The sequence below is a fragment of the Helicobacter sp. MIT 05-5293 genome (assembly GCF_000765665.2).
Taxonomy (GTDB): domain Bacteria; phylum Campylobacterota; class Campylobacteria; order Campylobacterales; family Helicobacteraceae; genus Helicobacter_C.
The window spans coordinates 189,774-202,173 of record NZ_JROZ02000003.1 but is presented as its reverse complement, the minus strand read 5'-3'; the positions used below and the strand labels follow the sequence as shown (position 1 = coordinate 202,173).

General features: G+C 38.2%; 12 protein-coding genes. 8 read left to right on the top strand and 4 right to left on the bottom strand.

The annotated features are described in order from the left end of the window. Positions 1-14: 14 nt before the first annotated feature. Together LS68_RS07360 and mqnP are read right to left on the bottom strand one after the other, a co-directional pair. Complete coding sequence (locus tag LS68_RS07360) at positions 15-569, bottom strand: hypothetical protein (RefSeq protein ID WP_034372295.1); 555 nt, start codon at positions 567-569, stop codon at positions 15-17. Then, positions 559-1,449 carry a menaquinone biosynthesis prenyltransferase MqnP gene (gene mqnP / locus LS68_RS07355; RefSeq protein ID WP_034372297.1) on the bottom strand — a complete coding sequence of 297 codons (891 nt, stop codon included), beginning with the start codon at positions 1,447-1,449 and terminating at the stop codon, positions 559-561. The genes LS68_RS07360 and mqnP overlap by 11 nt, the downstream gene beginning before the upstream one ends. A 283-nt stretch (positions 1,450-1,732) precedes the next feature. On the opposite strand from mqnP, the gene LS68_RS07350 reads away from it, so the two are divergent. From LS68_RS07350 to LS68_RS07315, 8 genes are all read left to right on the top strand, one after another. Then, positions 1,733-2,377: a CvpA family protein gene (locus LS68_RS07350; protein WP_052100466.1), complete on the top strand. Its 645-nt coding sequence runs from the start codon at positions 1,733-1,735 to the stop codon at positions 2,375-2,377. A 51-nt stretch (positions 2,378-2,428) separates the two neighbouring features. Continuing rightward, positions 2,429-3,928 (top strand): lysine--tRNA ligase, encoded by a 1,500-nt coding sequence (gene lysS / locus LS68_RS07345; protein ID WP_034372300.1) that lies wholly within the window; start codon positions 2,429-2,431, stop codon positions 3,926-3,928. A gap of 74 nt (positions 3,929-4,002) precedes the next feature. Continuing rightward, positions 4,003-5,253 (top strand): serine hydroxymethyltransferase, encoded by a 1,251-nt coding sequence (locus tag LS68_RS07340; RefSeq protein WP_034372302.1) that lies wholly within the window; start codon positions 4,003-4,005, stop codon positions 5,251-5,253. 12 nt (positions 5,254-5,265) lie between these two features. Beyond that, positions 5,266-5,811: a DUF1882 domain-containing protein gene (locus tag LS68_RS07335; protein ID WP_034372304.1), complete on the top strand. Its 546-nt coding sequence runs from the start codon at positions 5,266-5,268 to the stop codon at positions 5,809-5,811. Between the two features lie 24 nt (positions 5,812-5,835). Then, positions 5,836-6,738 carry an SPOR domain-containing protein gene (locus LS68_RS09945; protein ID WP_138091310.1) on the top strand — a complete coding sequence of 301 codons (903 nt, stop codon included), beginning with the start codon at positions 5,836-5,838 and terminating at the stop codon, positions 6,736-6,738. 12 nt (positions 6,739-6,750) lie between these two features. Then, positions 6,751-7,713, top strand: a complete 963-nt coding sequence (locus tag LS68_RS07325) for a Gfo/Idh/MocA family oxidoreductase (protein WP_034372310.1) — start codon at positions 6,751-6,753, stop codon at positions 7,711-7,713. Then, positions 7,710-8,291 carry an acyltransferase gene (locus LS68_RS07320; RefSeq protein WP_034372313.1) on the top strand — a complete coding sequence of 194 codons (582 nt, stop codon included), beginning with the start codon at positions 7,710-7,712 and terminating at the stop codon, positions 8,289-8,291. The genes LS68_RS07325 and LS68_RS07320 overlap by 4 nt, the downstream gene beginning before the upstream one ends. Beyond that, positions 8,288-9,571 (top strand): nucleotide sugar dehydrogenase, encoded by a 1,284-nt coding sequence (locus LS68_RS07315; protein WP_138091308.1) that lies wholly within the window; start codon positions 8,288-8,290, stop codon positions 9,569-9,571. The genes LS68_RS07320 and LS68_RS07315 overlap by 4 nt, the downstream gene beginning before the upstream one ends. Here LS68_RS07315 and LS68_RS07310 read toward each other — a convergent pair. Together LS68_RS07310 and LS68_RS07305 are read right to left on the bottom strand one after the other, a co-directional pair. Next, positions 9,532-10,878, bottom strand: coding sequence for a ComEC/Rec2 family competence protein (locus tag LS68_RS07310; protein ID WP_241993705.1), 1,347 nt, complete (start codon positions 10,876-10,878; stop codon positions 9,532-9,534). The genes LS68_RS07315 and LS68_RS07310 overlap by 40 nt on opposite strands. Continuing rightward, positions 10,878-12,329, bottom strand: a complete 1,452-nt coding sequence (locus LS68_RS07305; protein ID WP_034371760.1) for a replicative DNA helicase — start codon at positions 12,327-12,329, stop codon at positions 10,878-10,880. Before LS68_RS07305 ends, LS68_RS07310 begins: the two co-directional genes overlap by 1 nt. Positions 12,330-12,400 lie beyond the last annotated feature (71 nt).

Genomic DNA, 12,400 nt, shown 5'->3' with positions numbered 1-12,400 from the left:
ACTCCTCTTTAAATCTATCTTAAACTTTTAGAATCCAAAATCATCAGCCGCTCTCTCTCTGCAACCAAACTATCAAAATCGCCTGCATCATTTGTATGAATGCGTTCTATTCGCATAACTTGTGGGTGCAAAGCCAATCCAAAAAGACCAATATATCGCTGGGGAAAAATAGGCAAGAAAAGCCGCAAATAATAAGCTTGCTGCTCATTAAAAGTTGGCTTAGGCATACACAATACGCTATGCCCTATATGGCTTATCATCTCTTGAGATTCTAATGGGATATAAGTTTTGGTTTTTTGATCAAGGATTTGTTCCAAGCGATCAATTTTTTTATAAATTTCAATCAGTAGCTCTAAAAGCACTTCATCAGTCTCTTGCATACGATTTTTTGATTTTAATTTATTAAGCCATTGATTCAAAACACCCTGTTTTTGTTCTGCAAGCGTAATAAACTCTTTTCTAAATTGCTCTTCATTGGCTTCATTGACTTTTGAAAAATCAATTTCTAGCTCACAAGGAGCGATTCTTGTTTGGATTCCCAACTCGTCAAGCAACTTTTTAAAGTCCATAAATCCGTCCTATCGAATCAAACAAAATAAAAAAGAAAAACAAAACACCCAAATAACCATTGGTTACAAAAAATGCCTTAGGAATATTTTTAAGATTTGTATGGACGAGATATTGCTCATAGCAGAGCATTAAAGCAGAGCAAAAAACACCCACATAAGCTATGATAGAGAGTTCAGCCTCCCAGACAAACAAAAACCAACTGATTATAGCAATAATATGACACAGACGAGAAAAATAAAGTGTTTTGCGTTCGCCAAATTTCGCAGGAATTGAATGAAGATGATGTTGTTTGTCAAACTCAATATCTTGCAAAGAATATAATAGATCAAATCCAGCCACCCAAAACATCACTCCGACTGACAAAAACAAGCACCAATACGGAATCTCTCCTAGTATGGCAATAACGCCAGCAATCGGAGCAAGTGCCAAGCACAAGCCCAATACCCAATGAGCCAACGCACTAAAGCGTTTCATATAAGAATATAATGCCAAAATGAGCAAAAATGGAACAGACAAATAAAAGGCTAAGGAGTTAATATAATAAGACACCACAATAAAAACAATAATATTTATAAGATTAAAGCATATCAAAGAAACTAAACCTATGCGCCCATCGACACTAGGACGATTACTTGTGCGGGCATTACGAGCATCTATATCTCTGTCTTTCAAACGATTAAAACCCATAGCAAAATTTCTTGCGCTAATAAGTGCCAACGCGCATAAAAATAGGGTTTTCCAACCAAACCAAGGAATACCATGAAGCTGCATACTTGCTACTATCATCGCAATCAAAATAAAAGTGCTTGAAAAAATAGTATGCTCAAATGCAACTAATTCGCTAAAATCTTTTAATGTCCCTTTGAATCTTTCCAACATTTACCCTATCCATTTCTTAAACTGACTTAAACTTTCTCCCAAAATATTCATCATAATTTGATAAATTTAAAGCTTTAATGACCAAAGATTCTAAGACATATAACCAAAAAATAAGCTAAAACTCCGCAAAAATCATACAAAATCATCAGATTGTGTTATTGTTTTGTGCGTTTTTTATGATAGAATCTACTTTATTCAAAAGCTTAAAGGACAATCATTGCTCGCATTGCTCAAAATGGAGTCAATTTTTGTTCTTGCAAGATTCTAATGAGGACTAAAACAAATGGACAAATTAAGCTATATTGACATCGGCATTTTGGTGGTGCTTATACTGCTTTCTATCAAGGGTATTTGGCAAGGGATTATTCGTGGGCTTGCGAGTTTTTTAGGAATCTTGCTTGGGATTTTTTTTGCTTCAAGATATTATACAAGTATGGGAGATTGGTTTGCCCGCACACTTTATGACTTTAATACACCCGAGATTAATGCACTCATTGGATTTCTTATTACTATCACATTGATTTGGGCAATCTTTTTGTTACTCGGAGAATTTCTTTTTCGGATACTTAGATTTACACCATTAGGAGTGCTTGATGGAGCATTAGGCTTAATTTTTGGCTTTTGTAAGGCATTTTTGATTATCTCCATTATCGTCTTTGGTATTACACAAATCGAATGGCTTAAAAACTTTTCACAAAATATGGAGCAAAACAGCTCATTATTTCCCTTGATGAAAAAACTCTCGATTCAAATAATGAATCTTGACCAAGTGCAAGAAGTCAAAGAGAATCTTGGAAACATCAATACACAAACGCTTACCGATACGATTCAAGAAAGTGTAGAAAATGTTAAGGATAAAGTCGAGGCAACCGCAAAAGAAGCGCAGGATACAATCCAATCAAAAATCAATCCTAAAAAAGAAGATTGATTATTCGTAATTTAAAAAATAATTTTTCTAAAGGAAGGAATCGCCAAAACAATGTTTTCAAACTTTTACACACAACAAAGAATCAAAAAACGAGATCTTTTGCGTGATAATGGGGCAAATCCCTATGCTAATAATGTCGAGCGCACACTAAAAAACGCTGCATTTTTAGAAAAATACGCTTATCTCTTAGCAGATACAGATTCTGAAGCTCATACCACAGGACAAGAATCTCCCTCGCAACCCACAGAATCAATCGTAGGGCGTGTGCGTTTTATCCGACTTATGGGCAAAGCTTGTTTTATGAAGATTCAGGACGAAAGTGGGATTCTTCAAGCATATGTATCTAAAAATGATATAGGTGAAACCTTTGAGATTGTCAAAAAGATTCTAGAGGTGGGAGATATTGTCAATGTCAGTGGCTATGCTTTTGTAACTAAAACAGGTGAGCTTAGCATTCACGCTCTATCATGCCAGATTCTCACTAAAAGTATTGTGCCTTTGCCAGAAAAATTTCATGGCTTAAGTGATATAGAATTACGCTATCGCCAACGTTATGTAGATTTGATTGTCAATGAAGAAGTAAAGAAAACTTTTGAATTGCGCAGTAAGATTATTTCTTGTGTGCGCAGATTCTTTGAACAAAAAGAATTTTTAGAAGTCGAAACTCCCATGCTCCACCCTATACCCGGTGGAGCAAATGCACGACCTTTTATCACACATCACAATGCGCTCAAAGTAGATAGATATTTGAGAATTGCTCCCGAGCTTTATTTAAAGCGACTTATTGTTGGGGGATTTGAAGCTATCTTTGAGCTCAATCGTAACTTTCGTAATGAAGGAATGGATCACTCTCACAACCCAGAATTTACGATGATTGAGTTCTATTGGGCATATAAAACTTATAAAGACCTCATTTGTCTTACTCAAGAGCTTTTTAAATTTATCCTTGATGAGCTCAAACTCCCCTCTACTTTAGAACACAATGGGCAGTGTATCGATTTTACACACTTTACAATTTTGACTTACACACAAGCTCTTGAAGAAATAGGCGGGATTCCCAAAGCAATCATTGAAGATAAAAATAAACTTTTACAATTTCTACAAGAAAAACATCTTCAAATAGAATCAAATGCACCTTATGGCAAACTTCTTGCCGAAGCCTTTGATGAGTGTGTCGAGCATAAACTCATTAATCCTACTTTTATTGTTGAATACCCTATCGAAATTAGCCCTTTAGCACGGCGCAACGATCAGAATCCAAACATTGCAGATCGTTTTGAGCTTTTTATCGGGGGTAAAGAGATTGCTAACGGATTTAGCGAATTAAATGACCCCTTAGACCAATTTGAACGTTTTAAAGAACAAGTGAAAGCAAAAGAAGCAGGCGATGAAGAAGCTCAATATATGGACGAAGACTATGTATGGGCATTGGCTTATGGTATGCCACCCACAGCAGGAGAAGGGATTGGTATTGATCGCTTGGTAATGCTTTTAAGTGATGCAAAAAGTATTAAAGATGTGATTTTATTTCCTGCATTAAAGCCAAACTAAAACAAAGTTTAAATATAATGATACAAAATCATCATAACTAATAACTACTTCAAGATTAAGGAGAATAATACATAATGGCTTATTTGATTGAAAAAGAAGATGCACAGATTTTTGACCTTATCAATCAGGAATGGCGACGTCAAAATGATCATTTAGAAATGATTGCAAGTGAAAATTTTACTTTTCCTAGCGTGATGGAAGCAATGGGCAGTATATTGACTAATAAATACGCCGAAGGTTATCCCTTTAAACGCTACTATGGGGGTTGCGACTTTGTCGATCAAATCGAAAATATTGCAATTGAGCGAGCAAAAAAGCTTTTTGGTGTGCAATTTGTCAATGTCCAACCTCACTCTGGTAGCCAAGCAAATGCGGCTGTATATGCAGCTTTGCTCAAACCTTATGATAAGATTCTCGGTATGAATCTAAGCCATGGCGGACATCTTACTCATGGGGCAAAAGTCAGCACGACAGGGCAGCTTTATCAAAGCTTTTTTTATGGAGTTGAGCTTGATGGACGTATTGATTATAATAAACTTGCCCAACAAGCAGAAGTCGTCAGACCTAATATCCTTGTGTGTGGATTTTCAGCTTATACACGCGAGCTAGACTTCAAACGACTCCGAGAAATTGCAGATTCTGTAGGGGCATATTTAATGGGTGATATTGCCCATGTAGCAGGATTGGTAGTTGCTGGTGAATATCCCAATCCCCTTCCTTATTGTCATATTGTTACTACTACGACACATAAGACTCTCCGCGGTCCGAGAGGAGGGTTGATTATGACCAATGATGAAGAAATTAATATTAAAATCAATAAAGCTGTATTTCCGGGTATTCAAGGCGGTCCTTTAATGCATGTCATTGCAGGAAAAGCTGTAGGATTCAAAGAAAATCTCAAGCCTGAATGGAAAACCTATGCCAAACAAGTCAAAGCCAATATCCAAGCTCTTGCAAAAGTGCTTGTTGCAAGAAAATATGATCTTGTCAGTGGAGGCACAGATAATCACTTAATACTAATGAGCTTCTTAAATAAAGAGTTTAGTGGTAAAGATGCTGACTTGGCTCTGGGCAATGCAGGCATCACGGTTAATAAAAACACCGTTCCGGGCGAACACCGTTCTCCATTTGTAACGAGCGGTGTTCGCATCGGTTCTCCTGCATTGACAGCACGGGGTATGAAAGAAAAAGAATTTGAATGGATTGGGACAAAGATTGCTGATATCCTTGATGATATAAACAATACTGCCCTGCAACAAAAAATCAAAACCGACATTAAAGACTTTACTAAAGATTTTAATATCTATGATCAACCAATTTTTTAGGGAGGGTGGGCTATGACTGAAATGGATTTGAAACTTATCAAGATGGATACATCGCATTACTACCAACGCGTAAATGGTCTAGGGGTAAAAGTAAATTTTATGGGACGGATTCTCTACGACAAATACGAAAGAGTTGATGCAATGCTCACCTCGATGTTAATCAACAAACATTTTCGTAAAGAGATCACTATTGCCCACTCTCTCTTACTTGCCAATGGCAAAAAAGTTGAAAATATTGTGTTTGATTATAACGGACGCAATCCAGAAAGATTCTATCATCGCGCTCAATTACTATTGCGTGAAGAAGGTTTCTTAAATTTTACAGCATTCAATAGCAAGACACCCGGTCATTTGCATTTATACATTCACAAAGGACATACAGAAATTGGCGAAGGAAAAAGATTAGGTAAAACACTTTCAATGAAACTAGCCCAACACTGCCCCAAAGAATGGAAAGTCTTTCCCAATGACGAAATGCCCCTTAATTTTAATATCTTAACCTTGCCCTATGATGTCTATGCGAAAGAGCGTGGGGCTTCTTGGGCAAGGCATATGTAATCAAATATATGTAAGGAGTAAATTATGGAAACAAAAAGAGAACTTAATGATATTCTAATCAACGATGAAGAATTCCAAAAACAAAATCGCACCAAAAAATTGATTATGATGATTGCAATGGCACTCATCTTTTTGAGTATTTTAATTGCCGTTGTATTCATCATCACACGCGAAGAGGAAGATTTAACAGAACAAACCATTGCAACTGAAGGAGGGCTTACCCCTATCAATAAGGATTCTGACCAATTTGTAGATGTCCCACTAGAAACAAATGCTTCTACCGAGGATCCTTTCCAAAAGATACTTGATGATATTCGCACACGCAATAGTGGCAGTGATGCAGCAAATAACACACAAGTTGCTAGTGTTGATAAACCTCGCACAGATTCTAAGCCTCCTGTCGTTTTGCCTCCTAAAGATGTTAAACCTGCGCCCGTTGTCAAACCTGCAGAATCTAAGCCTACGCCACCTCCTGCAAACAAACCGGCAACGCCAACAACTCCTCCCGCAAAACCTGCGCCCGTTGTCAAACCTACAGAATCTAAGCCTACGCCACCTCCTGCAAACAAACCGGCAACGCCAACAGCTACCGCTCAAACCAATCCTCCTGCTACACAAACAAATACACAGCCTGTGAGCATTACAAATGTTTTCAATGATATTTCTACGCCCACAGATACCTCCAAAAATGGACAAGTAGCAGAAAAAGGATTCTATATCCAAGTAGGATCATTTGCCAACAAACCGAGCGATGAATTTCTCAAAAAAATCAGCAATTACAGCTACCGCGTCTATGCAGGCACTTCAAATGGTCAAGCTACGACAAAATATCTCATCGGTCCTTATAATTCTCGTATTGAGGCAGGACGTGATTTACCAAAATTTACCACACTCGTTACCGATCCTGTGCATTTCGAGGTTAAATAATCCAATCTTCCGATGAGTAAATCATTTGGTATTATCGGTGTAGCGGGCTTTATAGCCCCTCGTCATCTCCAAGCAATCAAGCAAAATGCTTGTGAGCTCCGATGCGCAATGGATTTGCGTGATTGTGCCGGAATCCTTGATTCATATTTTCCCCAAGCAGATTTTTTTGTCGAACCTGAACGTTTTGATCGCTATCTTGACAAACTAAAACGCAACCACACACCACTTGATTATATCAGTATTTGTTCGCCAAACTACCTTCATGACAGCCATATCCGCCTTGCTCTAAGAAACCAATCAAATGCCATTTGTGAAAAACCTATCGTGCTTAATCCTTGGAATCTTGATGCTTTAGAATCCCTTGAAGAAGAAACACAAAAACACATTTACACGATTTTGCAGCTCCGCCTCCACCCAAGCATCATTGCATTAAAAAAACAAATCCAACAAGATTCTCAAAACAATCCTCACCAAATCTACGAAATTGATTTAAGCTACATTACCGCTCGTGGCAAATGGTATCATATCTCTTGGAAAGGTGATGAGAGCAAAAGTGGAGGCATTGCAACCAATATAGGAATACATTTTTTTGATATGCTGATTTGGATTTTTGGCACACCCAAAATCAGCATTGTGCATCATCTTGATGAAAAAAATGCAAGCGGTTATTTGGAGCTTGCATCAGCAAAGATTCGATGGTTTTTATCTATTGATGAAAATCTTCTTCCGCCGTCCTTACACGAAAATGAGAAAAAAAGAGTCTTTCGATCCCTCACACTCAATCAACAAGAATTTAATTTTAGTGAAGGATTCACTGATTTACACACAAAAAGCTATGAAGAGATTCTATCAGGTAGAGGATTTAGATGTCGTGAATCTCGCGCAGCGATTGAGCTTGTCCATCAGATTCGCAATGCCACTCCCATAGGATTAAAAGGGGATTATCACCCCTTTAATCAAAGGCTAGGCTTATGATTTATATCCACGATACAAGTATTATTGATAGTAATGTAAGCATCGGAGAAAACACTAAAATTTGGCACTTTTGCCATATACTTTCAGGTGCTGTCATTGGAGAAAATTGCTCTTTTGGGCAAAATTGTATGATCGGGACAAATGTCAGAATCGGAAACAATGTCAAAGCACAAAATAATATCAGCATTTATGAGGGTGTAACTATCGAAGATGATGTATTTTTAGGTCCTTGTGTCGTTTTTACAAATGTTATCAACCCTCGCGCCTTTATTTCACGCAAAAATGCGTTTAAACCCACACTTCTCCAAAAAGGTTGTTCGATTGGGGCAAATGCGACTATTGTTTGCGGAGTAAAAATCGGGCAATACGCCTTAATAGGGGCAGGAAGCGTAGTAACCAAAGATATAGCAGATTTTGCCCTTGTCGTAGGCAACCCCGCTAAACAAATCGGCTGGGTAGATAAAGCTGCCAACCGACTGCATTTTGACAAGAATCATATCGCTTATGATAGCTATGACAATACCAAATACCTCTTGCAAGACGAACAGCTGATACTCTGTGATGAGGATTCTCAATGAATACTTCTGCACCAAAAGCCCCCTTGCCTACGCTTGAAAATATACAGATTGCAATCATAGGCTTAGGATATGTGGGGCTTCCTCTCGCTCTTGAATTTGGCAAACACTATCGCACATTAGGCTTTGATACTTCACAAAAACGCATTAGCGACCTCCGCACTCATATTGATCGCACACGACAAATCACAGAATCTGATTGGGACCAGTCTTGCTATCTTAAATTTTGCGATGACGAGCAGGATCTTAGCACTGCAAATATTTATATCATAGCTGTTCCTACTCCTATCGACACACATAAAGTCCCCGATCTTTCTCATTTGCTTCACGCGAGCGCAATCGTTGCAAAATATCTCAAAAGGGGCGATGTCGTGATTTACGAATCGACAACCTACCCCACTTGCACGCAAAATGAATGCGCAAATGTCCTTGAGCAAATTAGTCATCTTAAGCTTAATAAAGACTTTTGTCTCGGCTACTCACCCGAACGCATTAATCCTAGCGATCGCACTCACACACTCACATCAATTAAAAAAATCACTTCAGGCAGCACCGATGAGGCAGGAAAATTTATCGATAAACTCTATGCGTCTATTATCACTGCAGGCACACATCTTGTCTCATCTATCGAAAGCGCGGAAATGACAAAGATTATCGAAAATGCTCAACGCGACTTAAATATCGCCTTTGTGAATGAAATCTACATCATTTGCGAACATTTAGGAATCAATGCGCTAGAAGTGCTTGAAGCTGCAAAAACAAAGTGGAATTTTTTACCCTTTTCTCCCGGTCTTGTAGGCGGGCATTGCATCAGTGTCGATCCTTATTATCTCACACACAAAATGAATGCAATGGGCTATCACCCACAAGTGATTAGCTCTGGACGCTTGATTAATGACGCGATGCCTCAATTTGTCGCACAAAAGATTATCAAATTAATGATTCAAAATCGCATTGAGATTCTAAACGCACAGATTCTGATACTTGGCATCACTTTTAAACCAAATTGCCCAGATATTCGCAACTCACAGATTCCCATTGTCAAGACACAGCTCGAAGATTTTGGTGCAAAAGTCAGCATTTATGACCCTCTTGCAGATTCTCAAGAAGTAGTAGAATCTTATCACATCTCACTTTTGTCGGTATTACCTTCACATCAATTTGATGTGATTTTTCTTGCTATCGCACATGATGAATTCTTGCATCTCTCCCACAATACACTCGGTAAAACTCATCATATTTACTACACACTTACTCCCCACAAACTCGAACCACTCGCATAAAATTGCCAACATAAATAGGCAAAAAATCCTGCACAAACGACACAAAGCAAATAATAACACTCCTTACGCCAAATCGAGCCAAAACACAGCCCGATATAGCACAAAAACAACCATTGAGGTGTATAAAACTCAATCGCATCTAGTTTTAAGTCTAATGCCCAAATAAATACAGAATCAAACACACCGCCTACTCCCACTAAATGCAGAATCAAACTTAAGGGGAAAAAGATAACAAAAATAAGCGTAAGCGGGATTGAAACAACACTCAACGGAGTAAAATAAGGGAAAAACCAATGCACAATGAGCTGCATATTGAAATACAGATTCGTATTAAACACGATAGGCAATACCACCCATTGTGAGAATCTATCGTGTGGTAGGGTGATATATTTTACAAAGAGAAAAATAAAAAATACGCCCATGACAGACAACACAAACCCTATACTAAAAAATAAATGCGGAAAAAGCACGAGACACAGGCAAACAACCACCAAAAGAAACTTAAAGCTTAAAAGTCTTATACCACTATAAAGCATCAAAAATCCCACCAAAGCCATCACAAAAGAGCGCAAAAATGACGGCGAGAAATTAAGCACTAAAAGATATAAAAACATACAACTAAGCGTAATGAAACCAATATCGTAAAACTTATTGCGATAGCTAAAATGCCGATGATACCACCCATAAAAGATTCCCAAGAATCCCCCTATGACGATGCTTAAGATTCCCAAATGAAAACCGCTAATAGCAATCAAATGCGCCACACCGAGTTTGTTACTCAACATTCGCAAATCATAAGGCAAAAAATCCGCAATAAAAAGCGTTTGATATAACCGAGCCAAAAGATTCTCTGTGTGTTGAGAAGCAATCCAAGAACGAAAAGTATCGCGATAGTCTCTTTGAGATTCTAGGCTGATACGATAGGAGATAAAAAAACAGCTTTGCAGATATTGCCTAAAATCGCATTCTAACGGTTTGCCATAGATTCTCACAAAACGATGAGAAAGGTCTCTAATGTCTTCCTTACTTGTTGTATAGAAAATCGCCCCTTTTTCATCACGCAATTTCAACACTTGATAGGGAGGCTTATTATCCTTGCTCTTTGTGTATTGTGCGATGACTTGTGCATTAATGGCTTTGGGATAGGGCAATGACATATAGTCTTGATAATGATAATAACGCAAAGTCAAACTACACATCAAAATAAACGCACAAATGATAAAAAACCCTATCCACTGCAAAGGAGAGCTAAGTAGCTCCACACCAAAAGGTGAGGATTTATCTTTTTTGATATATGATTTTTGCACTAAAATATATCAGGCATATCAGGTGCGCGCTGCTCAAGTTGCTGCATAAATACCTCTCCGTCAATGCGCGTCTCATTCATTTCGTGGCTTATCTCTTGTGGCATATCTTCAAAACGCGTAAAACGTTTGTTGAAGCGGATTTCAATCGTTCGTGTTTCTCCATTACGATTTTTTGCGACAATCAATTCCGCCGGTTCGACTTCCCGCTCTTGATGCTCGGGTTTAAAATCCTTTTCCTTGCCTTCTTTTTTAAGCCTTGCATATCGTTCTCTGTCTGCGCGTTTTTTATACACATCATCACGATACAAAAATAATATCACATCTGCATCTTGCTCAATCGCTCCAGAATCTCTCAAATCAGAGAGAATCGGGCGTTTATCATCACGCGCTTCCACAAGGCGATTAAGTTGAGAAAGTGCAATGATTGGCATTTCAAGCTCACGCGCCAAAGTCTTGAGACCGCGTGAAATATCTGAAATCTCATGTTGTTTATTCTCACTCTTAGCACCAGCCATTAATTGCAGATAATCTATAATAGCAATATTGACTTCAGGGTGCTTACTCTTAAGTTTTCTTAGCTTACTGCGTAATTGAGAGATAGTGAGCAAACTCCCGTCCTCGACAAAAAAACTTGATCCAGCCATTTTATCTGCCACTTCGGTAAGTTTGCTCCATTCGCTATCAGTCAGATTCCCTACACGCAGATTCTGCAGGGCAATAGAGCTTTGCGCACTCATCATACGCAATATTAACTGCACAGCAGGCATTTCCAAGCTAAAAATCGCCACCCCGCAACGCTTATTTAAAAGATGTTGGGCAATATTCAAAACAAGTGTGGTTTTTCCCATTGAAGGGCGCGCGCCGATGATAATCAAATCCCCTTTATTGAATCCAGTCGTGCATTTATTGAGTTCTCTAAAACCTGTATCTAAGCCCACGACAATCTGATTACCCCGATTTTTCAAATCTTTCAAAAAATCAAGTGCATTATTGACCATCATTTTGGCATCTTGAAACTCTCCTTGTGCCTTGCCCAAAGAAATTTCATAAACCTTTTTTTCAATATCTTCAATCAATGTTTCCACGCTGTGTGTGCTATCCATAGACTTTTCACGCAACAAGTTCGCCAAAGAATGCAAGTCGCGTTTCATACTTGCTTCTTTAATTTCACTCACATACGCTTCAATATTTGCAATCGGATTTGTCGCAAGAATACCAACCATTTCCTCTTGTGTGATTTGCTTTTCTTTTGGCATTTTCTGCATAATCAAATCACTATCAATAGGCAAACCACTATGATGCAAATACAGACAAGTCTCAAAAATATCACGATGTAGGGCATAAATAAAATCGTGAGATGTCAGCTCTGAAGAGACAGATTCAAAGATTTCTGGTGAAAAAATAATCGAAGAGATTACTACTCGCTCAATATTGATAATATGCTCTTGCACAATACCCCTTTGTATTAGAATCTAAAAAGTCCAAAAGGATACAATGTTTTTGGTTTAAAAGTGCTAAATCT

Excerpts from the sequence above, each read along its gene's own strand:
- LS68_RS07360 (WP_034372295.1), bottom strand. The coding sequence starts at position 569 with ATGGACTTTAAAAAGTTGCTTGACGAGTTGGGAATCCAAACAAGAATC.
- mqnP (WP_034372297.1), bottom strand. The coding sequence starts at position 1,449 with ATGTTGGAAAGATTCAAAGGGACATTAAAAGATTTTAGCGAATTAGTT.
- LS68_RS07350 (WP_052100466.1), top strand. The coding sequence starts at position 1,733 with ATGGACAAATTAAGCTATATTGACATCGGCATTTTGGTGGTGCTTATA.
- lysS (WP_034372300.1), top strand. The coding sequence starts at position 2,429 with ATGTTTTCAAACTTTTACACACAACAAAGAATCAAAAAACGAGATCTT.
- LS68_RS07340 (WP_034372302.1), top strand. The coding sequence starts at position 4,003 with ATGGCTTATTTGATTGAAAAAGAAGATGCACAGATTTTTGACCTTATC.
- LS68_RS07335 (WP_034372304.1), top strand. The coding sequence starts at position 5,266 with ATGACTGAAATGGATTTGAAACTTATCAAGATGGATACATCGCATTAC.
- LS68_RS09945 (WP_138091310.1), top strand. The coding sequence starts at position 5,836 with ATGGAAACAAAAAGAGAACTTAATGATATTCTAATCAACGATGAAGAA.
- LS68_RS07325 (WP_034372310.1), top strand. The coding sequence starts at position 6,751 with ATGAGTAAATCATTTGGTATTATCGGTGTAGCGGGCTTTATAGCCCCT.
- LS68_RS07320 (WP_034372313.1), top strand. The coding sequence starts at position 7,710 with ATGATTTATATCCACGATACAAGTATTATTGATAGTAATGTAAGCATC.
- LS68_RS07315 (WP_138091308.1), top strand. The coding sequence starts at position 8,288 with ATGAATACTTCTGCACCAAAAGCCCCCTTGCCTACGCTTGAAAATATA.